The sequence below is a fragment of the Sporosarcina cyprini genome (assembly GCF_022048975.1).
Taxonomy (GTDB): Bacteria; Bacillota; Bacilli; order Bacillales_A; family Planococcaceae; genus Sporosarcina; species Sporosarcina cyprini.
Genome location: NZ_JAKMHX010000030.1, coordinates 267,466 through 290,140 on the forward strand (window position 1 = coordinate 267,466; position 22,675 = coordinate 290,140).

General features: G+C 47.6%; 20 protein-coding genes and 1 pseudogene. 6 read left to right on the plus strand and 15 right to left on the minus strand.

What is annotated here, in order from left to right; all coding sequences use genetic code 11:
* Positions 1-63: 63 nt before the first annotated feature.
* The 5 genes from L7D49_RS13855 to L7D49_RS13875 all read right to left on the minus strand — a co-directional run bounded on the left by L7D49_RS13855 (position 64) and on the right by L7D49_RS13875 (position 4,725).
* On the minus strand, positions 64-753 hold the full coding sequence (locus tag L7D49_RS13855) for a YoaK family protein (RefSeq protein WP_238081825.1): 690 nt from the start codon (positions 751-753) through the stop codon (positions 64-66).
* 117 nt (positions 754-870) lie between these two features.
* Positions 871-1,782, minus strand: coding sequence for a pseudouridine-5'-phosphate glycosidase (locus L7D49_RS13860; RefSeq protein WP_238081827.1), 912 nt, complete (start codon positions 1,780-1,782; stop codon positions 871-873).
* Positions 1,779-2,879, minus strand: a complete 1,101-nt coding sequence (locus tag L7D49_RS13865) for a carbohydrate kinase (RefSeq protein ID WP_238081829.1) — start codon at positions 2,877-2,879, stop codon at positions 1,779-1,781. The genes L7D49_RS13860 and L7D49_RS13865 overlap by 4 nt, the downstream gene beginning before the upstream one ends.
* Before the next feature lie 159 nt (positions 2,880-3,038).
* A complete protein-coding gene (locus tag L7D49_RS13870; RefSeq protein WP_238081831.1) occupies positions 3,039-3,797 on the minus strand; it encodes an SDR family NAD(P)-dependent oxidoreductase in 759 nt (252 codons plus the stop codon).
* A complete protein-coding gene (locus L7D49_RS13875) occupies positions 3,784-4,725 on the minus strand; it encodes an MBL fold metallo-hydrolase (protein WP_238081833.1) in 942 nt (313 codons plus the stop codon). The genes L7D49_RS13870 and L7D49_RS13875 overlap by 14 nt, the downstream gene beginning before the upstream one ends.
* Positions 4,726-4,891: 166 nt before the next feature.
* Between L7D49_RS13875 and L7D49_RS13880 the strand changes: the two genes are divergently transcribed.
* From L7D49_RS13880 to namA, 4 genes and pseudogenes are all read left to right on the plus strand, one after another.
* The gene (locus L7D49_RS13880; protein ID WP_238081835.1) at positions 4,892-6,031 is read left to right on the plus strand and encodes an SPFH domain-containing protein; all 1,140 of its coding nucleotides are present in this window, start codon (positions 4,892-4,894) and stop codon (positions 6,029-6,031) included.
* Between the two features lie 18 nt (positions 6,032-6,049).
* A complete protein-coding gene (locus L7D49_RS13885; protein ID WP_238081837.1) occupies positions 6,050-7,168 on the plus strand; it encodes a TFIIB-type zinc ribbon-containing protein in 1,119 nt (372 codons plus the stop codon).
* A 306-nt stretch (positions 7,169-7,474) separates the two neighbouring features.
* Positions 7,475-8,284, plus strand: a complete 810-nt coding sequence (gene proC / locus L7D49_RS13890; protein WP_238081839.1) for a pyrroline-5-carboxylate reductase — start codon at positions 7,475-7,477, stop codon at positions 8,282-8,284.
* Between the two features lie 70 nt (positions 8,285-8,354).
* Positions 8,355-9,373: pseudogene (namA, locus tag L7D49_RS13895) on the plus strand (NADPH dehydrogenase NamA).
* A gap of 213 nt (positions 9,374-9,586) precedes the next feature.
* On the opposite strand, the gene rnz reads toward namA, so the two are convergent.
* Genes rnz through mce form a run of 6 tightly spaced genes read right to left on the minus strand, consistent with a single transcriptional unit; the run spans position 9,587 to position 15,376 of the window.
* Positions 9,587-10,525 (minus strand): ribonuclease Z, encoded by a 939-nt coding sequence (gene rnz, locus L7D49_RS13900; RefSeq protein WP_238081841.1) that lies wholly within the window; start codon positions 10,523-10,525, stop codon positions 9,587-9,589.
* 9 nt (positions 10,526-10,534) lie between these two features.
* Positions 10,535-11,725 (minus strand): DNA polymerase IV, encoded by a 1,191-nt coding sequence (locus tag L7D49_RS13905; protein ID WP_238081843.1) that lies wholly within the window; start codon positions 11,723-11,725, stop codon positions 10,535-10,537.
* 54 nt (positions 11,726-11,779) lie between these two features.
* The gene (locus tag L7D49_RS13910) at positions 11,780-12,256 is read right to left on the minus strand and encodes a chemotaxis protein CheW (RefSeq protein ID WP_238081845.1); all 477 of its coding nucleotides are present in this window, start codon (positions 12,254-12,256) and stop codon (positions 11,780-11,782) included.
* Between the two features lie 2 nt (positions 12,257-12,258).
* Positions 12,259-13,392 carry a M20/M25/M40 family metallo-hydrolase gene (locus tag L7D49_RS13915; RefSeq protein ID WP_238081847.1) on the minus strand — a complete coding sequence of 378 codons (1,134 nt, stop codon included), beginning with the start codon at positions 13,390-13,392 and terminating at the stop codon, positions 12,259-12,261.
* Between the two features lie 21 nt (positions 13,393-13,413).
* A complete protein-coding gene (locus L7D49_RS13920) occupies positions 13,414-14,961 on the minus strand; it encodes an acyl-CoA carboxylase subunit beta (protein ID WP_238081849.1) in 1,548 nt (515 codons plus the stop codon).
* A gap of 1 nt (position 14,962) precedes the next feature.
* Positions 14,963-15,376, minus strand: a complete 414-nt coding sequence (mce, locus tag L7D49_RS13925; protein WP_238081851.1) for a methylmalonyl-CoA epimerase — start codon at positions 15,374-15,376, stop codon at positions 14,963-14,965.
* 114 nt (positions 15,377-15,490) lie between these two features.
* Here mce and prli42 point away from each other — a divergent pair, with 114 nt between their 5' ends.
* Positions 15,491-15,586 (plus strand): stressosome-associated protein Prli42, encoded by a 96-nt coding sequence (gene prli42 / locus L7D49_RS13930; protein ID WP_207961158.1) that lies wholly within the window; start codon positions 15,491-15,493, stop codon positions 15,584-15,586.
* Positions 15,587-15,642: 56 nt separating this feature from the next.
* Here the strand turns inward: prli42 and L7D49_RS13935 are convergent, their stop codons facing one another.
* The gene (locus L7D49_RS13935) at positions 15,643-16,083 is read right to left on the minus strand and encodes a BrxA/BrxB family bacilliredoxin (RefSeq protein ID WP_238081853.1); all 441 of its coding nucleotides are present in this window, start codon (positions 16,081-16,083) and stop codon (positions 15,643-15,645) included.
* 202 nt (positions 16,084-16,285) lie between these two features.
* On the opposite strand from L7D49_RS13935, the gene L7D49_RS13940 reads away from it, so the two are divergent.
* Positions 16,286-17,608, plus strand: coding sequence for a DUF6612 family protein (locus L7D49_RS13940; protein WP_238081855.1), 1,323 nt, complete (start codon positions 16,286-16,288; stop codon positions 17,606-17,608).
* A gap of 20 nt (positions 17,609-17,628) precedes the next feature.
* On the opposite strand, the gene meaB is transcribed toward L7D49_RS13940, so the two are convergent.
* The 3 genes from meaB to L7D49_RS13955 are packed head-to-tail and all read right to left on the minus strand — an operon-like array spanning position 17,629 to position 22,542.
* Positions 17,629-18,687, minus strand: a complete 1,059-nt coding sequence (gene meaB / locus L7D49_RS13945; protein ID WP_238082765.1) for a methylmalonyl Co-A mutase-associated GTPase MeaB — start codon at positions 18,685-18,687, stop codon at positions 17,629-17,631.
* Positions 18,688-18,716: 29 nt separating this feature from the next.
* Positions 18,717-20,876, minus strand: a complete 2,160-nt coding sequence (gene scpA, locus L7D49_RS13950) for a methylmalonyl-CoA mutase (protein ID WP_238081857.1) — start codon at positions 20,874-20,876, stop codon at positions 18,717-18,719.
* Positions 20,863-22,542 (minus strand): methylmalonyl-CoA mutase family protein, encoded by a 1,680-nt coding sequence (locus L7D49_RS13955; protein ID WP_238081859.1) that lies wholly within the window; start codon positions 22,540-22,542, stop codon positions 20,863-20,865. Before L7D49_RS13955 ends, scpA begins: the two co-directional genes overlap by 14 nt.
* Between the last annotated feature and the right edge of the window lie 133 nt (positions 22,543-22,675).

The following is a 22,675-nucleotide window of genomic DNA, read 5'->3' on the forward strand; positions in this document are numbered from 1 at the left end:
TTGAGCTTGACGAATTCCCGCAAAGAGCGAGCTGACTTTCGCTTCATTCATCTACCAAAACAGCTAACTTCTCAATCGCTTCACTTTTGAAATCCATTTCAATTCAATCCAAATGGCAGTCAGGCAAATGATAGTAAATGCACACCATAAATTCAAGCGGGCATCCAGCTTCACAGTGAGGGTTCCTGCGCCGACTCCCAGGATAAACAGCATGATGCCAATCGACAAATTCCGGCATTCTTCTTTTGCTTTTTTGTCTTTTTGAAAAATAACTTTATATAGGTTGTTCATTAGATTTTTCGTATTCCCTGTCATGATGCCATTATTGACCCCGGTTGACCTGATTGTCCTGAACAAGGTGAGGACATACCCTGCAAGTATTCCGAGGAAGAGAACCATCCAGGAGTCAGGTAGAGAGGTCTGAAAATAGGCCAGCAGCAATAAAAGGACTGCTTCTGTCATTAAGAATACGCGGTATTGCTGTAAACCGAGAAAGGAATACTTCGAGGAAATCGCTTCTCCGCCAAAAACCCCTAGTGCGAAGCCGGCTAGCACAGATAAATGGCTCGCCGACTCCTGCCATTCGCCCGAGAACAATTTCGCACCTAGCATGATCATATTTCCTGTTTGGGCACTCGCAAACGTGCCGTTTCGCTCGTCAAATGTATACGCATCAATAAACCCCATTAAAAATGTCGCGATGATAGTCAAGCTCGTCTTAATTTGCTCATGCTGGCCAGATTCCGTATTCATAATAAGAGACCCCCCTTGCCAAATGGTTCTCTTCTTGCTCTACCCCGTATGTTGGAATCTATTCCCGCCAAGGAGTAAGACAGAAAAAAACGCCCATTTACATGGACGTTTTGAAAATCAACCTTGGTTAAATGCGACGGCAATCTTCGCACCGACGACTGCATTATTTTTGACAAGCGCAATATTAGCGACAAGACTTTTTCCTTCCGTCAATTCTTTCACTTTTGCCAAAAGGAAAGGCGTCGTGTCTTTCCCCTTCACGTCATTCGCCTCCGCTTCTTTAAGCGCTTGGGCGATAATGCCGTCAATTAGCTCAGGTTCAAGTTCATCCTGTGCAGGGATCGGATTGGCAATCACTGCGCCGCCTTGCAAGCCTAAATCCCACTTGACGCGTAATGTGTCCGCAACCGTTGTTTCGTCGTCTGCACGGAAGTTGATGGGGAAGCCGCTTTTTCTTGTATAAAATGCAGGCAGCTCATCTGTTTGGTAGCCAATGACTGGAACTCCTTTTGTCTCAAGGTATTCAAGCGTCAAGCCAATATCGAGAATCGATTTGGCTCCTGCACAGACAACGGCGACATTTGTTTGAGCCAGTTCTTCCAAATCTGCTGAAATATCCATAGTCGTTTCTGCTCCGCGGTGCACGCCGCCGATACCGCCCGTTACGAAAATGCGGATGCCGGCTAAGTCGGCACAAATCATCGTAGCAGCAACCGTTGTCGCACCTAGCTGCTTCGTTGCAAGTAGATAGCCAAGGTCGCGGCGGGATGCTTTTGCTACGTTTTTACTGTTGCCGAACATTTCAAGTTCTTCATCGGAAAGTCCGATTTTGATCATGCCATCAATTAAAGCGATAGTTGCGGGAACGGCTCCATTTTCTCGGATGATCTGCTCGACTTCCCGTGCTGTCTGAACGTTTTGCGGATACGGCATGCCGTGTGAAATGATCGTTGATTCGAGCGCAACAATAGGTTTGCCAGCTTCCATGGCTTGTTTGACTTCTTCTGAGTATGAGAGATATTGATTCATTTGTATTCCTCCATTTCATGTTCTAGTTGTGTTACAGTCAATTCTGGTCTGACTGTAGACGGTGATTCCAATGTTTTTGCGGCATTTACTCGGCCTGCATGGACAGCTTTGTCATTTGGCCAGCCTGTCACGACACCATGCAACAAACCGGAGATGAAAGCGTCGCCTGCCCCTGTGACATCCTCCACATGCACCCCTTCGATGGCTTCTGCATGCAGCATCTTTTTGCTCTTTCGATCAGACGCCATCACACCGTCAGATCCGCGCGTGACGACAACATGTTCGGCACCTCGATCCAGCAAGGCGAAGACAGCTTTTTCCCAGTCTTCCTTTGTATCGATTTGAATGCCTGTGTACGATTCGGCTTCATCTTCATTGCAAATAAACCATGTCACCCCTTCAAGTGTATCCGGCATATTCGCCATTTTGGGCGAGGAAACCGGTACGATGGCAAGAGGAATTTCATGCCGAACGGCTAGCTGACGTACGAATTCGGCAGTAGCCTTAGAGCAGTTCAGGTCCATGACGACGAGAGAAGCCTGTGCGATATGCCGTTCATTCAAACTAATATAATCCGGTGTGAGGCTTTCATACACATCCATCGTCGCCATCGCGATGACGAGCTCACCATGCGGATCCAGTACTGCTGAATAGGAACCGGTCGATTCCCCGGGAAGCTGTTGGACAGCAGACAAATCCATAAAAGGTTCCGAATACGTTGTGATTAATTCCCAATCCGCATCTTGCCCCGCTACCGTCATCAATTTGACAGCATGGCCCAGTCTTCCTAAATTTTCCGCAATATTGCGTGCTACGCCGCCGATTGCGACAGTCGCTGTCGTTGGATTGGAAGTTCCCAGCTGCGCTTCATTTTTCAAATGAAATTTCCGGTCTACGTTCGCACCGCCGATGCAAACAATTTTCTGCATCTCTGGGATGACATACGCCCGTCCTGTAATGATGCCTTTTTTCATTAAACCGGAGATCAGATTGGCGACCGCTGGACGGGACAATCTCATCTCATCTGCAATTTCCTGCTGGGACAAAAACGGATTTTTCCGGATCAACTCGAGGACGAGCTGCTCTTTTTCATTCAACTTTCCGGCCTCCTTACTTGATCACATTGAAACTTTTGTTTACATTTTAAACTTTTGTTCCAAACTATGCAACCCTTATCTTAGCGTTTACGCAAATTCCCTTTTGGATACATCCATGGAATGAACGACAAAAAAGAGCCCTTCAAAAGGACTCCTGCTTTATTTCTTATCAAAAAAACGTTTCCCGAGTCTTTCAACCCATCCGGGAGCCAGCCCATATAGCTTGCTCGTCCAACCCATGTAACCCGGCAGATTTATTTCTCTGACTGGCTTAGTCATCACTTTTACAACTGCTTCTGCCACCGTTTCGGTCGTCAATAAATGAGCGCCGACCGAATGACGATATGTTCCAGTTGCATCCGCATGATCGAGAAATGGCGTATCGATTGGCCCCGGATGGATGGCGGAAACTTGTATGCCATGAGGCGCAACCTCCATCCGAAGAGCGTTGACGTACCCAATGAGGGCGTGTTTAGATGCAGCATACACCGAGGCCTTCGGCGTTGCCACCTTGCCCGCCTGGGAGCCGATAAAGATGATATGGCCATCTTTCCTTTCTAGCATGCCGGGCAATAGACGTTTTGTCAGTTTCATCGGTGCCAGAACGTTCACATCGAGCATCGCTTCAATTTGGCTGTCTGTCAGTTCGTGCGCCAGCGCAAAGGTGCCCACACCTGCCGAATGGATGACAATGTCTGGTGAGCCGGTTTGTTCAATCAATTCCTCGATTTCTTCAGCATTCGCCATATCAGCAGGAATGACAGTCGCGCCTGCGTTCTGCAATTCAAGCAGAGCACCATGGGAACGGCCCGTGGCAATCAGATGATATCGCTCCGGCATCGCAAGGAGCCGGGTCGCCACTTCTCTTCCCACTCCGCTTGTCGCCCCCGTCAGCAGGACCGTTTTACGCTTGCTCATAGAATAGGACGCCGCTTTCTTCCGTTTCCCGGATCTTCCCTTCAGACAACAGATAATCTACCTGGCCAATTGTCTCCGACAACGTCAATCCTAGCTCCTTCTCGTAGACTGCCGGGAAGAGTTCTCTCGTCAACTCAAAAATCGTTTTCCTGCTATCTCTCATCATGCCATGCACTTTTTGGGCCCGTTCTTTTTGCTTCGCAAGCCGGGATTCAATGAGCGGCTTGATGTCGCGTACTTCATTTCCATGGCCGCTATAGATAACATCGATCGGCAACTCATGGATGCGTTGCAGAGAGGCATTATATTGCAAGAGTGACCTCGGACGAGGATCATTCGGGTTTGCTGGCGGCTCGATCAATGGGTTCGAGGACACCTTTTCCAGCACCACATCGCCGCCAATCATCATGCGCTCCTTCTCTTTGTAGAAGACGAGATGGCTTTGCGCATGGCCGAGTGCTTCCATAACCGTCCATCCAGGATGGCCGGGAAGTTCATCCCCTTCGCCGAGCATGCAGTTCAATGTCCGGTCGCCCATTAGCGCAAGCGGCCGCTTCATCTTTTCCACCCAAGGTAAATACTGTTCAGGCACCCCTTCCTCGAGGAGGCATTGTAAATAAAACCGATCATGATAGTCCAGGAATTCTTGATCCCTCTTCAGCCAGAGATCATTATATGGGTGCCCGATTACTTCCGCCCGGTCGAATGCGTCCATCCATCCTGCATGATCAGGATGATGATGCGTCAAAATGACTTGCTCCACGTCTCCGAATGAGTATCCCGCTTCCTTCAGTCCCCTTTTCAGCGCTTCATAGGCTTCCGGCGTTTTCGGTCCTGCGTCAACGAGTGATAATGTATCTCCTTTTATTAGAAATGCGTTCACATCTCCGACAGCAAATGGTGTAGGCAGTACAATTTTATGTATCATCTTAGAAACTCCTTTTATTTGTCAGAATGAATGGTTGTTCAGTCCATTGTACAATGTTTCCCCGATGCCGTCACTCTTCGGAATCCTTCCCACCTTGAAACCTTTCAATCGGTCGTTCGTAGTATGATATAATGAGCGCAACAGAAGGATGGAAGGGGTAAGTCATATGGGTATTTTTAATTTTTTCAAAAGCCAATTCATCGAAGTGATCGAATGGACCGACCAGAACACCAATACGATGGTCTATCGATTTCCCGTACAAAATAATGAAATCAAGATGGGTGCCAGCCTGATTGTCCGTGAATCGCAAGTGGCGATTTTTGTTAATGAAGGAGAAATTGCTGACGTCTTTCATCCAGGTCACCACGTTCTCTATACACAAAATATGCCTGTGTTGACGAAGTTGAAATCATGGAAAACAGGTTTCAATTCTCCTTTCAAGGCGGAAGTATATTTTATTAATACGAAGCAGTTCATTGATCAGAAATGGGGCACATCCAATCCCATTATGATGCGTGATCGCGATTTCGGCATGATCCGCCTTCGCGGCTACGGCATTTATTCGTACCGTGTAGCAGATCCAGTCGTATTTTTACGTGAACTGTTTGGGACAAATGGCTCATATGACACGCAGAACATTGAGAGCCATTTAAAGAAGATGATTTTATCCGGCTTATCGGATCTGTTTGCAGAATCGCAAATTCCAGCTTTGGACCTTGCTATGCATTATGACGAGCTGAGCGAACTTGGACGGCAGAAAATGCAAGAACGTTTCAGCCAGTTTGGATTTGAAATTACATCCCTATATATTGAAAATCTATCCTTGCCGAAAGAAGTTGAAGAGGCGATGGATAAGCGGACGACGATGGGCGTACTCGGCAATATGGCGCAGTACCAACAATACCAAGCGGCAGAAGCAATCCGGGATATTGCGAAGAATGAAGGAGGCGGGCTTGCTGGCGCAGGTGCCAGCCTCGGCGCTGGAGCCGCGCTTGGCAATGTGATGGCGGGTGCCTTCTCAGCCCAACCTGCCCCAGCAGTTCCAGCTGAAGAACAGAAAATCGCTTGTCCGCACTGTCAATCACAAATCCGGGCGACCGCAAAATTCTGCCCGGAATGCGGCCAAACGATACAATCTCCAAAGGTGCCGTGCATTAGTTGCCATGCGGAAATCAATGCGAATTCGAAATTCTGCGGGGAATGCGGCGCCAAGCAGGTGACAGAAATCAAATGCCCGTCTTGTAGCGCAGCAAACTCACCTTCCGCCAAGTTTTGCGGCGAATGCGGCGAAGGTTTGAGCAATTAACATGCGGGTGGTGATCGTATGACGGAAGGACAAATGGATGTTTTGGAATCGAAAAAGCAAGAGGAAACCGAAGTACTGACTTGCGACAGCTGCGGAGGAAATACCGTATTCGACCCCGCTTCGGGTTCCATGAAATGTCCTTTTTGCGGAACGGAAAATTTGATTGAAGCTACAAACCATAATGATGTGGAGCTTGATTTTAATGAAGGATTGGAGCAGGAGGATATTAGCTGGAACAAGGAAAAACGTGTTTTCCGCTGTGATAGCTGTGGCGCCGAAACCGTGCTGGATCGCGATGCGGATGCAGACTTCTGCTCCTTCTGCGGTTCCAGCCATATAGCAAAGAGTGAAAATCGACCGGGCATCAAGCCATCTCTCGTCGTTCCTTTCAAAGTGCCACAGGAAGAAGCAGTTGCCAAATTTAAGACGTGGATCGGCAAACGATACTTCGCCCCGTCCAAACTGAAGAATTCCTACGAGCTGGATCGATTGAGCGGGGCGTACATCCCCTACTGGACCTTTGACTCTCAAACCGATTCTGCCTACACCGTCCGGATCGGCACCTATTATTATGTGACTGAGACGAGAACCGTATATGAGGATGGCAAACCGAAACAAGTGACGGAGCAAGTGCGAAAAATTCGCTGGCGAACACAGCATGGAAATTACTCTGAGTTTTTCGATGACGTCCTCGTAAAAGCGTCCCGTAATGTCGCCACCGGTCTAATTAACAAAGTGGAACCGTTCCAGCTTGCTCATCTTGTGGATTATAAAACGGAATACGTTTCCGGTTTCTTGGCTGAACGGTATTCGATCCCTTTGAAAGTCGGCTGGCAAGACGCCAGATCCATCATCGACAGCCGGATCCGAAACGGAATCTTAAGCAAGGAACGCGGCGATGAAGTTCAAATTGTGAGCGTCTCAACGAGCTATCGGCGCATTACGTATAAGCACGTTTTGCTGCCGCTATGGATTTCTTCTTTCCGATTCAACCAAAAAGTATATCGTTTTCTTGTCAATGGACAAACTGGAAAAGTGAGCGGCCAAGCACCGGTTAGCTTCTGGAAGGTGTCCTTTGCTGTACTTGCGGCACTGGCTGTACTTTCCGTGGTCTTGTATTTCTTTGATGCATTTTAACTTGTTGACTTTATTCTGAATATATGACATAATCGTTCCAATATTTAGAGCGTTGAGGAAGATCAGTAGGATGGGTGAAGGATTCTAGAGAGCAACGTCAACGGCTGCAAGCGTTGCATCCCACTCCCCGTTCGAACCTGCTTCCGAGCTGCTATGGAAACATGGCCGTCCCTTCCGCGTTAAGGAAGGATGAGTTGTGCCGCCAGCTGCGGCAAATGAAGGTGGTACCGCGGAAACTGACGTTTTCGTCCTCTCTTTGGAGGATGGAAGCGTTTTTTTATTTGACACGGAAAGGGTGTTGGAAAAATGAATTCGATCGTATTTGTGGGTGCCGGTTCCATGGCCGAAGCTATTGTGGCTGGCATTGTTGAGCATGATGTTATGAAAGCGGATCAAGTGTATGTGATGAATAAATCGGACGACGAGCGGCTGAAGGAGATGAAAGAAAAATACGGCGTCGCAATCGTCTGCCCGGAAAGACGGGCGCTCATGGAAGCAGATATGATTGTGCTGGCAACAAAACCGAAAGATATTCAACAGGCCATGCAGGAAATCGCACCATTATTACACAAAGGAGCCGCTGTTCTCTCCGTTATCGCTGGTGTATCTATAGACACTATGGAAAACGGACTTGGCAGCCGGCCAATTGCGCGCTCTATGCCTAACACGTCTGCGACTATTGGAAAATCTGCAAGTGGCGTCGCCTTTAATCGATTTGTTGACGACACGATACGTACCCATATTCTTCACCTGCTTGGATCCATCGGCATTGTTAAAGAAGTGGAAGAAGATGAACTGCATGCGGTGACAGCCCTATCCGGCAGCGGACCCGCCTATATTTATTATATGGTGGAAGCACTGGAAGAAGCGGCGATGGCAAACGGCTTATCGAAGGAAGTGGCGCGGGAATTAATTGTCCAAACCGTTGAAGGGGCTGCCGCTATGCTAAAACAGACTGGCGGTGAGCCGGCAGCGCTTCGGAAAAATGTCACGAGCCCAGGAGGCACAACGGAAGCGGGTTTACGGACACTCGAAGAACGAATGTTCAAGGAAGCGGTCGCAGCCTGCATTAGCCGGGCAGAGGCCAGGTCGCGTGAGCTTGGCGCCATGTTTTGACAGTAAACATTTGATATACTGAAAGCGAAACGATCCTGCTAATCAGCAATGCATTCAAGGAGGTTTTTTCATGGCTTTATTGTTTGAACCTTATACAATCCGGAATGTAACGTTTAAGAACCGGATTGTCATGGCGCCAATGTGTATGTATTCCTGCGATAAAGAAGACGGCAAAGTAATGGATTGGCACAAAATCCATTACGGCTCGCGGGCTGTCGGCCAAATCGGTCTGCTCATCGTCGAAGCAACAGCTATCCTGCCAGAAGGGCGCATCTCCCCACAGGACCTCGGTATTTGGAGTGATGACCATGTAGAAGGGTTAACCGAATTAGTCGAATTGATGAAGCAGCATGGGGCTGCAACCGGCATCCAGCTGGCACATGCTGGCCGCAAAGCGACCGTAGACGGCACCATTTACGCACCAAGTGCAATAGCGTTCAGCGATCAATACAAAACACCTGCTGAATGACAAAAGAAGAAATTGAAAAGACGATAACAGCTTTCAAGGACGCTGCCATCCGGTCTAAGAATGCGGGTTTCGATGTGATTGAAATCCATGCAGCGCACGGCTACCTTATCAATGAATTCCTCTCTCCCCTCTCCAACCATCGGACGGATGAATACGGAGGATCGAGCGAGAAACGGTATCGTTTCCTTCGGGAGATCATCGATCAAATCCGTTCCGTTTGGGATGGCCCATTATTCGTCCGCATCTCGGCACATGATTACGCGGAAGGCGGCATGACACCAGAGGACTATATCGAAATGGCAAGATGGATGAAAACGCAGGAGGTCGACCTGATTGACGTCAGTTCAGGTGCAGTTGTGCCTGCAAGGATTGACGCATTCCCCGGGTATCAAGTGCCTTACGCAGAATTGCTGCGAAAGGAAGCGGACATTCCGACCGGTGCAGTCGGCTTGATCACATCAGCTGTTCAAGCAGAGGAAATCTTGAAAAATGGACGTGCGGACATGATTTTGCTTGCACGTGAGCTTCTTCGTGATCCGTATTGGCCTTACCGGGCGGCAAAAGAGCTTGACGTTGAAATGGAAGTTCCAAAGCAATATGATCGGGGCTGGGTATTTTAATTTACATGGACTGCTATACTCCAGTGGAGAAAACGATTGCTTTCTCCACCGGAGCTTTTTTGGTCTTACTGATTAAAATATAGGTAGTACTGTATTGCAGAAACTGCTGCCATTTTCTTATAGAATGAATTAACTCATACTATATGAAACCTGTGAAAATAGTTATTTCATCTTACAAAAAAACTGCCTCCCGGCGGGATAGCAGTTAATTCCTTACAATTCGATTACACGGCCGTCTTGTAAGGCGTATTTTGAAAAATCATTTGCGATAAAGAGGTTCGGAAAAACCGACTGGCCTTGCTCTTGCAGGAGTGCCAAATCGCCTGGAAGAAAGCGTGCACTAATATGGTTGGCAATCAAGGCGTCCGCACCGGCCAATTTTGCAACCGTCGCAGCTTCAACAATAGTGGAGTGCCCGTAATCCGCCGCTAACTTGCCCGTTTCACTATCGAATGTCGCCTCATGAATGACTATATCCGCTTGCTCAGCTAGTTCGATTGTTGCCTCGCAAAAGCTGGTGTCACCGAGCACTGTAAGGATGAAACCCTTTTGCGGTTCCCCCGTTACATCCTGGCTGCAAACGACCGTGCCGTCCTCCAAAGTGATGTCCTCTCCTTGCTTCAATTTTTGCAACAACGGCCCTTTCGGAACACCTGCGGCGATCGCTTTTTCGATCAGCAGCTTTCCTAAGAGCGGCTTCTGTTCAATTCGAAAACCGTAGCTCGGAATGACATGCTGCAAGAGCTTTGCCGTCACGGTAAAGTGATCGTTTTCAAACAGTATGCCTTCTTTGATTTCATGGACACGCAATGCGTATGTCAAATGGGTCTTGGTCAGGCGCATAGTAGTCATAAGCCACTCGTTCAAACCGGGGGGCCCGTAAATATCGAGAGGTTCATCGCCGCCTAAGAAGGATCGAGAGCCCAGGAAACCCGGCAGACCAAAAATATGGTCTCCGTGCAGATGGGTGATGAATATCTTGTTGATTTTTCTCGGCTTGATGGTCGTATGAAGCAATTGATGCTGCGTTGCTTCGCCGCAATCCACCATCCAATATCCCTCTTCCTCTGCAGCCAGATTAATGACCAGCGAAGAGGTATTCCGCTGTTTAGAGGGCATGCCTGCCCCTGTTCCTAAAAAGATGACTTCCACTGCTGTTCCCTACCTTTCACCCAATCCGCGCCTAACTTTATCTGGACCAAATTTTTGTTTCAGCTCTTGCAATAATTGTTCCATTCTAGCATCCTTCGCATGATATTCAAAAGTATCAAACGAGAGCTGTTCATGCAATTCACTGCGTGGAATGACCTGTGCTACCGTGATGCCTAGCAGGCGGATCGGATCTCCGTTCCAGTTGCGACTGAAGAGATCGGCGGCTTCCTTGTATATGGCTTCCGCTGTATATAAAGGGTTCAATACCGTCCGGCTCCTCGATTGATTTCGCCAATCTGCTGTCCGGATTTGAATCGAAATGGAGGTGCCGGCAAGCTGCTTTCTTTCCAGTCGCTCCGCAACACGCTGCGCCAGCCGCTTAAACACTTCCAAACAAGCTTGCTCGTCCGTTTCGTCAATCGGCAGCGTCGTAGAACTCCCAACACTTTTCCGTTCCTCTGCAGCCTCTGGATCGACTGGACGTGAATCAATCCCGTTCGCCCGATTCTTCAAGCGCATTCCATTTTTACCAAGCTCGCTTTTTATTAGTGATTCTTCTGCATTGGCAAGATCGCCAATTGTCGTTATGCCGATTGCTTTCAATCTAGCTTCTGTACTTTGCCCTACACCATGCATTTGGATGACCGGAAGTGGCCATAGTTTGGCCGGAACTTCCCGTTTGCGCAAAACGGTAATCCCCATCGGTTTTTTCATGTCTGAAGCAGTTTTCGCCAGGAATTTATTCGGTGCAATTCCAATGGAACAAGGTAGATCCAGCTCACGTAAAATGCGCTGCTGCATTTGCTCGGCTATTGAGACAGCATGCGTCAAACCGCCAATGTCTGTGATGTCTAAATACGCTTCATCGATGGACACTGGCTCTACCAGTTCCGTGTACGAGCGCAAAATAGCGAATACCGCCTGTGATGCTGTAGAGTATTTCTCCCGATCCGGCGGAACGATGACAAGATCTGGGCATAGACGTCTTGCCTCACCAACCGTCATCGTTGTATAAATGCCGAGTGCCCTCGCTTCATAGGAACAGGTGACGAGTATGCCGCGCCGTTCTTTTGGATTTCCGGCGACTGCCATCGGAATCCCCTTTAACGACGGATCGTGCGCCTGTTCGACTGAAGCGAAGAAACTATTCATATCCAAATGCAAGATCACTTTTGCCTGCGAGTTTCCGGCGCTGTTCATAGAATCACCCCGCTGCAAGAAAATGAAACCGGGCAATGGACTGCCCGGTAATGATTATTGTTCCTGTATAGCTTGGGAGTGGACGTAATCCCCGATTTCATCCATCCCGGCCAATGTCTTGGAAAGAATGACCGGATCCACAATAGTAATCATCCGTTCATCCAAGTTGGCGACGGATGTGAAATATGGTGTTCGCGAATAAGCCATCAAACCAGAAGTTGTTAGGCTGCTCTCCGGAATTTCCATGATTTCTTTTGCATCCAGAACGACGAGACCGACATACAAGTCTTCTGTTTGTACGACGACAATCCGGACCTCCTGCATATTGGCAGCTGATTGGCCGTATAAGATTTTTTCAAAATCCAGTATAGGCACAAGTTCACCGCGGATTTTCATCAATCCGAGCATATACTCCGGAAGATGGGGAATCGGATTAATCTTTTCCATTTTCTCGATGGAAACGACAGAGTCAACTGCGATAGCATACTCTTCATTTCCACATTGTACGATGACTGCTTTAAATTCCGCCATTGTTACTCCCCCTTCGCAGCCCTTGCTGCTACCTTCACAATTTCTACGAGCAATTCCGTCAGCTTGTTCAATTCTTCTACAGGCATCCGCTCATTCTTCGTATGAATTTCTTCATATCCGACCGACAGGGTAACCGTTGGCACGCCAGCCCCGTTAAATACGTTGCCATCGCTGCCTCCCCCGCTCGTCATTAACTCCGGAGTCCGCCCTACATTCTTAATTGCTTGGATTGCCGTTTGAACGACTTCTGCTTCTTCTGTGAAACGGAATCCCGGGTACATAAGCTTCACTTCTGTCGATGCGTTTCCGCCCATCGCAGCCGCTGTCTGTTCAAATGTTTCCACCATATGAGCCGTTTGTTGCTTCAGCTTCTCTTCATCGATAGAACGGGCTTCCGCCAAAATGTGCACTTCATCACAGACGATATTCGTCGCTTGGCCACCCTCGAATCGGCCGATATTCGCTGTTGTTTCAGAATCGATACGGCCCAATGTCATTTTCGCGATGGATTTCGCAGCGATATTGATCGCCGAGACGCCTTTTTCCGGCGCAACGCCAGCATGTGCTGTCTTGCCTTGAATCGTTGTCCACAATTTCGCTTGGAATGGCGCAGCCGTCACAATGCCGCCAACTTTGCCATCACTATCAACCGCATATCCGTATTTCGCTTTTAACAATGATGGATCCAGTTCCTTCGCTCCGACCAGACCGCTCTCCTCGCCAGCTGTAATGATGAACTGGATGTCTCCATGCTCGATCTTCTCTTCTTTCAACACTTTGGCCATCTCAAACAATGCGGCTAGACCCGCTTTGTCGTCAGCGCCAAGGATAGTTGTTCCGTCTGAGTAAATGTATCCATCCTCCTTGAGAACAGGTTTGATTCCTTGCCCAGGCACGACTGTGTCCATATGACATGTGAAATATATTGGATCGGCGCCTTCAACGGTGCCTGGTAAATTGGCAATCAAGTTGCCTGCGCCATGACCTGTGCGGGAAGCAGAATCGTCTTCCATTACTTCAAAGCCGAGCTGCTCCATTTTCGCTTTCAGTATTGGAGCGATAGCTCCTTCATGTTTCGTTTCGGAGTCGATTTGGACCAACTCGAAAAACTCGTCAAGCAGTCTTTTTTCATTCATTGCTAACAGTCCTTTCTATCCTTACAATGGAATATTGCCATGTTTCTTGTTAGGTCTCGTTTCCTTTTTGTTGCGCATCATATCGAGCGCCTGCAAAAGCTTAATACGTGTTTCGCGTGGATCGATGACATCATCGACCATTCCGTGTGAAGCCGCCACATAAGGATTGGCAAATTTCGTGCGGTATTCCTCGATTTTTTCTGCGCGGGTCGCTTCCGGATTGGCGCTGTTCGCGATATCGCGGGCAAAAATGATATTGGCTGCACCTTCCGCCCCCATCACAGCGATTTCTGCATTCGGCCATGCATACACGACATCGGCGCCGATTGCTTTGGAGTTCAAAGCGACATAAGCACCGCCGAACGCCTTGCGCAAAATAACTGTAATTTTCGGTACAGTCGCTTCCGAATAGGCATACAAGATCTTCGCTCCGTGACGGATAATACCCCCGTGCTCCTGCTTGATGCCAGGGAAGAAACCGGTCACATCTTCAAACGTAATAATAGGAATGTTGAAAGAATCACATGTGCGAATAAATCGGGCAATCTTGTCAGATGAGTCGATATCCAGTCCGCCCGCCATCACTTTAGGCTGATTGCAAACAAGTCCCACCGTTTCTCCTTTCATCCGGGCAAAGCCGACGACGGCATTTCTAGCGAATTCCGGCTGAACCTCTAAGAAGGTATTCGGATCAACAACAAGCTCAATGACTTTCCGCACGTCATACGGGCGAATGGTTTCAAACGGAACGGCATCTGCCAAATCCGCGCGGTAATCATCTCCTTCGCCAGTCTGCTGAAGTGGCGTTTTCTCCTCATTATTTTGAGGCAAGTAGGAGAGCAGTCGGCGGACATCCTGTAACACGGCCTGTTCATCCGGCCCGCGGAAATGGGCGTTGCCGCTAATTGTATTATGTACTTTTGAACCGCCCAGATCTTCCGATGTAATTTTTTCTCCTGTAACCGTCTCGATTACTTTCGGTCCAGTAATAAACATCTGGCTCGTCTTGTCAGTCATGAAAACAAAGTCCGTAATGGCAGGTGAATAGACCGCTCCTCCCGCACAAGGTCCTAGAATGACCGAGATTTGCGGGATGACTCCTGAATAAATTGCGTTTCTATAGAAGATTTCACCATAGCCGTCCAGAGATACAACACCTTCCTGGATCCGGGCACCTCCTGAATCGTTCAAACCGATGAAAGGGGCTCCATTCTTCGCTGCCAAGTCCATGACATTTGCAATTTTCATCGCATGCATTTCTCCAAGCGCTCCGCCAAACACCGTGAAGTCCTGGGAGAATAAATAAACTGGCCGTCCATCAATCTTACCATAGCCTGTTACGACACCATCGCCAGGTCCAGCCTGCTTGTCCATGCCAAAATCGCGGGTCCGGTGCACCACAAAGGGATTCAATTCTACAAAGGTGCCTTTATCGAGCAGCAGATCGATCCGTTCGCGTGCGGTCAGCTTTCCTTTTTCATGCTGCTTGGCGATGCGATCGTCGCCTCCGCCTAATTCAATTTCACGTTTTTTATCATATAATTCATTGATTTTATCGTAGATATCCATATTACTTGTCCCCTTTGCCACTTTTATCACATAGTTCGTACAGAACACCTAAAGAAGATTTTGGATGCATGAAAGCGACTTCTGCACCGCCAGCACCCGGTTTCGGTTCCTCGGACAGCAATTGGACGCCTTTCTCCTTTAATTCGGCCATTCGGCTACGAATATCGGATACGCCAAACGCCACGTGATGGATGCCTTCTCCCCGCTTGGAAATATATTTGGCGACCGCGCCATCTTCACCGGTCGGTTCTAATAATTCTATCTTAATGTTGCCTGCATCGAGAAAGGCGACTTTCACCTGCTGGCTCGGCACTTCTTCGATCCCCAGTAATTCCAAACCTAATGTATGTATATAATAGTCCAGCGCCTCGTCCATGCTTCTGACGGCAATTCCGATATGATCGACTTTTTTCATTGTCATTCCTCCCTCTTCCTATTGTAACGTTTCGTGAATAAATCCGCTACATGTTGAGTTCTCCTCCTTTTCTGTTAAAATGGAGGTATAGAACAGTGTAAGGAGACTTGCCCGATGAGTAATAAAAAGGTGCAAAAGATTGTCGTCTACCTAATGATCGCAGCCATGGTGGCTTCAAGTATCTTATTTGGCCTCAGCATGATTTTATAACGTTTAAAGAAAAAGAAGTCCAACCCGCCACGAATGGCAAGGTTGGACTTCTTTTATTATACTTCCTCGCAATATTCCTCGAATTTACTTTGCAAGTTCATTACCACAGACATCGGATCATGTCCTTCAATCTCATACCGGCCCACTTCCGCTACCAATTCACCGTCTTTTAACAATGCAAAAGAAGGCGAGGATGGGATGTGATCTTCTCCAAAATGCATCCGGGCTTGTGCCGTTGCATCCTTGTCCTGACCAGCAAAAACTGTCACTAAATGATCTGGACGCTTATCATAATGGATAGCATGCGCGGCAGCCGGACGGGCAATGCCTCCTGCACATCCACAAACAGAGTTCACCATAACAAGTGTCGTGCCTGGACGTTTAAATGCTGCGTCCACTTCTTCAACTGTCTTCAATTGCTCATACCCGCTAGTTTCCATTTCAGACCGTGCTTGGTTCACTATATCATCCATGTAGAAGTTAAAATTCATTGTCATGCATCTTTTCCCCTTTCAGCTTATAGGCTTATCATAGCAGTTGCTTTTCTTTCTTGCAAAAGGAGTGTTTGGATGTGGAGTAAGCGGGATACATAAAAAATTACAGTAAAATATTTCAAAAAGATGAAACTATCAATAATCACTAACGTATAAGCTAATATACTTGTAAAAATCAAGTAAATATTTATTGGGGGTTAGTTACATGAGAAAGTTGGCAACATGGGCACTAGCGTTCATTTTCATTCTGTCGTTCGCATTACCTCAAAGCAACGCATCTGCTGCAAGCAATATGAAGCTTGTTGTGGATGGCGAGGTAGTGGAAGGTATTGAACAACCGTTTATGTCACAAGGGGAAGTATTAATTCCAATTGAAAATCTTTTCACAAAAGCGGGCTATCAAGTGTCTAAGGACAAGACCGGCAAGCTTTCCGTGACAAATACTTATTTGTCAGTTGACTTTGATGCTACCGCAGGCTCGGTTACAGTAGATGGAAAGAAAACGGATACTCCGTTTCCGTTAACACTAAAAAACTACGGAAACTATGTGTCAGGGACATTTCTATCCAAACTGGAAGGTTTCGATTTGAAGGTATCCGATGATAAGAGGACTGTTTCAGTTACAACGAACCGAGTTAAGGATCTTGACAAATTTCTTAAAAAGATGATGAACGCAGATTTAAAAAGCTACTCAGCTAAAATGACACTTGATCAAAAAATGGAATCTACTGATGATCCCGATGTTATAGGCATGCTGATGGATATGGAAATGGACGTCACACAAGAGCCTGTTGCCATTCATATGAAACAGACTGTGTCCACTGATTTCGGTGGTGAAAAAGACGAATTTACGAGTGAATCTTACATGACTGAAAAAGAATTCTATCAGTATGACGGCGACAGATGGATTGCATATGGTAATGATTTTGGTCTTGGTGCGGATGTGGGTGCTACTCTTAATCCAACTGCACAATTTGAATTAGCCAAGATGTTCCTGAAAGGTGTGCACGTTTTTGAATATGATGATGTTTATGTTATGGTGCAAACTATAACAACTGAGGATTTAAACGAAATGCTTGGCGAAGCTCTATCGTTGATAGGTTCAGCTCTTGGTGGGCTGGAAATATCAGAGGAAGCACTTACTGAAGACTCTGTAACAGAAGAAGCAGTAGTCGAAGAAGCTGTTACAGAATCTACAGAAGCAGAAGATGCCACAGCTGATGAAACTGTTCTAGATGAAGATATTTTTAGCGCACTAGGCATTGAAATCGAGGAAATGTACTTTGTTACAACAATTGACAAGAAGACATTATTTCCTCAAGACATGAAGGGCACTACTAAAATTTCCATGACAATCGACGATGTTACAGTGAAAATTGTTCAAACGTTGACAGGTACGATGAGCAACTTTAACGCTGTAAAAGCGATTGTAATTCCTGAAGATGTGAAGAAGGAAGCTATTTCTTTTGAGGACTACATGAAAGAACTCGAAGCTGAGTTAGAAAAGGAATTGCAAGCTGCTGAATAAGGAAGTAAAGCGGAGAAGGGTCAATCCCCTCTCCGCTTTTCCTTTGACTGGAACAATTCTTCTACTGCCCCTGCCACTGTCCACTTCCCTTCCAACAGACCTTGTTCCAGCTGGAGTACCTGCTCTTTTCTTCCCGGCTCTGCAAAGAACCGGTCGAGCAGATAATCCTGAATGGAGGCGTGGAACCAATCCTTTGTTTGTTCTTGCCGCCTACGGCTCCAAACACCGCTCTTTTCCATTTCTGCTTGAAACTGCAGGATGGTCGTCCATACATCATCCAACCCCGTTTTTTTTAGGGAAGACACCGGCATGGCAGTCGTTGTCCAACCAGGGGATGCAGGCTGGAGGAAATGAAGTATTTGACGGTATTCCCGCACTGTTTTCTTGGCGAGCCGTTCATTTTCCCCGTCCGACTTATGAACAATAATACCGTCCGCCAGTTCCATGATCCCTTTTTTCATTCCTTGCAATTCATCCCCGGCACCTGTTAGGACGAGCAGGAGAAAAAAATCGACCATGCCACGAACGACTGTCTCACTTTGCCCGACACCGACTGTTTCGATTAATATGACATCATAGCCGGCTGCCTCACATAGTAGCATCGTTTCTCTTGTCTTCTTATGGACGCCGCCCAGCGTACCGGACGAAGGCGATGGACGGATGAAGGCATTAGGATGCTTCGCCAGCAGTTCCATACGCGTTTTGTCACCGAGTATGCTACCGCCAGTAATCGTTGAGCTCGGATCAATTGCAAGTACAGCGACTTTATGGCCAGCCTCTGCTAGTTTCAGTCCGAATGCTTCAATGAACGTGCTTTTGCCTGCTCCTGGAACGCCGGTAATGCCGACTCGGATGCTGCGTCCTGTTTGTGGAAGCAACTCTTTCAGCAATTCCTGGCCGGCCTGCTTGTCTTCTGCATGTGTGCTTTCCAGCAGCGTAATAGCTTTTGCGAGATGCAGCCGGGAGCCGGATCTCAGCTGTTCCGCCAACTCCCCCTTTTCCAACAGCCGCTTCTTTTTTACAAACCGTTTTCTTGGACCGGAGACCATGCCGTCATGGACCGACTCGATGCCGCCCATAATGTGCAACGCACCGTCTTTGTTATCGCTCACTCCATCACTTCCTCGTAACCGAGCTGGCGATAAATATCCTCAATCACTTTCTGTGCTGCCACTGGAATAACTGTTCCCGGTCCAAAAATCGCCGAAGCCCCATTGGCCCGTAAAAATTCATAGTCCTGAGCGGGGATGACGCCGCCCACAACAATAAGAATGTCTTCTCGTCCTACTTTTGCCAGTTCATCACGCAGTGCAGGGACCAGTGTTTTATGGCCTGCTGCGAGGGAGCTGACCCCGATGACATGCACGTCATTCTCAGCCGCTTGGCGAGCTGTCTCTTCCGGAGTTTGGAACAATGGTCCGATATCAACGTCAAAGCCAAGATCGGCGAATGAGGAAGCGATAACTTTCGCGCCACGATCATGTCCGTCCTGCCCCATTTTGGCAATAAGAATCCGTGGACGGCGACCTTCATTCTCCAAAAATTCCTCAGTCATTTCCTTCACTTCTTCAATTTCTTCCTGATTGGAGAAGTTTGAGCTGTAAACACCACTGACAGATCTGATGATTGCTTTATGGCGTCCGGAAACTTTTTCGATTGCATCGGATATTTCGCCGATCGTTGCACGTACTCTCGCAGCTTCTACAGACAATGCGAGGAGATTCCCTTCTCCGTTTTGCGCAGCTTCTGTCAGGTTTTGCAAGGCACGCGTCACTGCTTCGTCATCACGTGTTTCCTTCATCCGGTTGATGCGGTCGATCTGCTTTTGACGGACAAGCGTGTTGTCGATATCCAAAATATCGATGGGCTCTTCTTTTTCAAGCCGGTATTGATTAACCCCAATAATGGTTTCGGCTTTTGAATCGATTTTGGCCTGACGTTTTGCAGCGGCTTCTTCGATCTTCATCTTCGGAAGACCCGTTTCGATCGCCTTCGCCATACCACCCAAGTCTTCAATTTCTTCAATCAAGTCCCATGCTTTTTCCATCAATTCAGTTGTGAGGGATTCAACATAATAGGAACCGCCCCAAGGGTCGATCGTTTTAGTCATAAACGTCTCTTCTTGAAGGAATAACTGTGTATTCCGCGCAATTCGTGCCGAGAAATCCGTCGGCAATGCAATTGCTTCATCAAGCGCATTGGTATGCAAAGATTGGGTATGCCCCATTGCAGCGGCGTTTGCCTCGATCAATGTCCTGGTCACATTATTGAATGGGTCTTGTTCCGTTAAGCTCCATCCGGATGTCTGGGAATGCGTGCGCAAAGCAAGTGACTTCGGATTTTTCGGTTCGAAGGATTGCATCATTTGCGCCCAGATGCGTCTCGCCGCCCTCATCTTGGCAATCTCCATAAAATAATTCATGCCGATCGCCCAGAAAAAGGACAACCGTGGAGCGAACGAATCGATGTCGATACCTGCCGCAAGTCCCGTCCGGACATATTCCAAGCCATCCGCAAGGGTATAGGCAAGCTCAATATCAGCAGTAGCTCCCGCTTCCTGCATATGATAGCCGGAAATTGAAATGGAATTGAATTTCGGCATGTTCTTGGATGTATATTCAAAAATATCCGCAATGATCCGCATTGACATGTCTGGCGGAAAAATATACGTGTTTCGCACCATGTATTCTTTTAGTATGTCATTTTGGATGGTGCCGGCCAGCTGTTCAGGCTTCACGCCCTGCTCCTCAGCGGCAACGATATAAAATGCCATAACGGGCAGGACAGCCCCATTCATTGTCATGGAAACAGACATCTGATCTAGCGGGATTCCGTCAAACAAGATTTTCATATCCTCTACTGAATCAATCGCCACTCCAGCTTTCCCAACATCCCCTGTCACACGAGGATGGTCGGAATCATAGCCACGGTGCGTCGCCAAGTCAAAGGCAACCGAGAGACCTTTCTGGCCCATTGCTAAATTGCGGCGATAAAATGCATTGCTTTCTTCAGCAGTTGAAAATCCAGCGTATTGGCGTACGGTCCATGGTCTTGATACATACATGGTCGGGTAAGGACCGCGTGTATTCGGAGCAATCCCAGGCAAATCGTTCAGATGGGATGCACCTGCAGTGTCGTGTTCCGTATAAAACGGTTTGACTTCGATTCCTTCATTAGTCATGAACGATTTATGTGCTGGTCCTCTCGTCTCCTTGGCATCCCGCAGGACACGTTTTACGTCGACCGCTTGATAATCAGGCTTCGCCATTACGCATTCCACCTTTCCATCGTTCCAAAATACTTTGCATTTTTTCGATGCGGTTCTGCTTGGCATGTACAAATCCATTAAGCCCTAACGACTTCCATTTCGCTTCCGCTTGGGCTTCATATGCTCCGGCCACATCCACCAGGATGCCTGCTGGCCAGTTCGCAAGCAGTGGTTCCATAATTTCTTCTGTTGAATCGGCAGGCGCACAGATAATTACATAGTCCGGCTGTGTCTTTTTCACCCATACTAGCGCTTCTTCTACGTCTGTAAATATTGGACTCCATTCACTCTCGATACCCCCGGACGCAAGAAAACCGCTGACAAAATCAGCACGAGGCTTTACTGCTTTCAGCGTCCCGAAATTCAAGAGTGCTGTTTTCGGCTGTTCATCCCTAAACTGCTCTCGCAGCAGCTCGTATGGCATTGCAAGCCGGTTCCACTTTTTCATGTGCTGGCAATCCTCAAGGGCATCCTTATGAAGATCCGCATAAACATTTGTGCCGATCAGTGATTTACTTGTTTGCTCCACTTCTTGCTGACGATTCTTCCAAAGCGACTTCAATTCGCCTGTCGACAAATACGCTTCTGCTCCTCCCATTTCCTCAATTTCAAGGAATCGGTTCCATGCTTTCTCAACGAGTGTTTCCGTTAAGGATTCGATGAAATAGGAACCGGCTGCCGGGTCATTCACTTTATTGACATTTGTTTCTTCTTTTAATACCAGTTGTATGTTTTGCGCATACCGCAGTGAATTGGGTGTTGGACCAGTCAAGATATCATGCGGATATACTGTGATAACATCTGCCCCACCTAGAATGGCTGAGAAAGCTTCATTACCAGCGCGCAATAAATTCACATTCGAGTCGATTTTCGAGAACGAGCGCAAGGAGGTTTCTGCGATAATTGGAACAGCCACCGCCTGTTCTCCATGTGCATCTGCAAACGCTTGCCATAATAGGCGGAATGCACGAAGTTTCGCAATCTCCATAAAGAAATGAGTATCGATCGAAAGCTTCACATAAAACGACTCACAAAATGCAGAGAAAGTTTCTATCTTTTCTGCATGGCCAGCAGCCATGGAAAGGGCGAGCGCCAGCTCCGTTACTGCATCTGCACCGTGATGGTGAACAGATGTCAAATCGGCACCTTTCGTGCGCAAGCCAGAATAACCAACGGGAAGCGTCCATTGATCTGCCTGGACAACTCCCTTCACTTTCGATCGAATTTCATGGTTTACAAAATCGAACACCCGCAAAATCGGGTCATCTTTTTGCAATGAAAAGAAAAAGACCGGAAAGTCCACAAGCAATTCAGCGAGCGCATTAAGCTCTTCATCATTCCATTGAACGGCAGGAAAGCCACAGTAGACAATCGCTTCATTCCCTCTTCGCAGTGAGCTTTTCAAACGTTCTACAAACTCCGCGCCGGTTTTGGCAAAGGTCGGCTGTGCCACCGTCCAGCCCGGCTCCGGCTTCGTTGCCCGAATGATTTGTGAAGATTTAGCCGGTACAGGTTCCGTATAAAGCGGTTGCAAGTCTATGCCTTCCCATGTTTTTGTAATCAATTTTTCAAAAGGCTTGCCTTTCAAAGATTCGGCGGCAAGCTCTTTCCAATCATCGAATTTGGGCGTATCGAATGTTCCTTTTTTCATTGTATGTATGGACATAAGGGCGTTTCCCTCCTAATCGATATCTCTACCATCTATCTACTAGTGTACCTGACATCTCTTTCCTTTTAAAGCATAAACACATACAAGCGAGGCTTACGATTTTCATCAAAAACATTATTTCTGTTTTTGT

Coding starts and splice junctions, on each gene's coding strand:
- L7D49_RS13910 (WP_238081845.1), bottom strand. CDS start 12,256: ATGGCGGAATTTAAAGCAGTCATCGTACAATGTGGAAATGAAGAGTAT.
- L7D49_RS13920 (WP_238081849.1), bottom strand. CDS start 14,961: ATGGATATCTACGATAAAATCAATGAATTATATGATAAAAAACGTGAA.
- L7D49_RS13885 (WP_238081837.1), top strand. CDS start 6,050: ATGACGGAAGGACAAATGGATGTTTTGGAATCGAAAAAGCAAGAGGAA.
- L7D49_RS13955 (WP_238081859.1), bottom strand. CDS start 22,542: ATGTCCATACATACAATGAAAAAAGGAACATTCGATACGCCCAAATTC.
- scpA (WP_238081857.1), bottom strand. CDS start 20,876: ATGGCGAAGCCTGATTATCAAGCGGTCGACGTAAAACGTGTCCTGCGG.
- L7D49_RS13935 (WP_238081853.1), bottom strand. CDS start 16,083: ATGACAATGAATTTTAACTTCTACATGGATGATATAGTGAACCAAGCA.
- L7D49_RS13855 (WP_238081825.1), bottom strand. CDS start 753: ATGAATACGGAATCTGGCCAGCATGAGCAAATTAAGACGAGCTTGACT.
- L7D49_RS13870 (WP_238081831.1), bottom strand. CDS start 3,797: ATGAGCAAGCGTAAAACGGTCCTGCTGACGGGGGCGACAAGCGGAGTG.
- mce (WP_238081851.1), bottom strand. CDS start 15,376: ATGAAAAAAGTCGATCATATCGGAATTGCCGTCAGAAGCATGGACGAG.
- prli42 (WP_207961158.1), top strand. CDS start 15,491: ATGAGTAATAAAAAGGTGCAAAAGATTGTCGTCTACCTAATGATCGCA.
- L7D49_RS13905 (WP_238081843.1), bottom strand. CDS start 11,725: ATGAACAGCGCCGGAAACTCGCAGGCAAAAGTGATCTTGCATTTGGAT.
- L7D49_RS13915 (WP_238081847.1), bottom strand. CDS start 13,392: ATGAATGAAAAAAGACTGCTTGACGAGTTTTTCGAGTTGGTCCAAATC.
- L7D49_RS13940 (WP_238081855.1), top strand. CDS start 16,286: ATGAGAAAGTTGGCAACATGGGCACTAGCGTTCATTTTCATTCTGTCG.
- proC (WP_238081839.1), top strand. CDS start 7,475: ATGAATTCGATCGTATTTGTGGGTGCCGGTTCCATGGCCGAAGCTATT.
- meaB (WP_238082765.1), bottom strand. CDS start 18,687: ATGGGCGGCATCGAGTCGGTCCATGACGGCATGGTCTCCGGTCCAAGA.
- L7D49_RS13875 (WP_238081833.1), bottom strand. CDS start 4,725: ATGATACATAAAATTGTACTGCCTACACCATTTGCTGTCGGAGATGTG.
- L7D49_RS13860 (WP_238081827.1), bottom strand. CDS start 1,782: ATGAATCAATATCTCTCATACTCAGAAGAAGTCAAACAAGCCATGGAA.
- L7D49_RS13880 (WP_238081835.1), top strand. CDS start 4,892: ATGGGTATTTTTAATTTTTTCAAAAGCCAATTCATCGAAGTGATCGAA.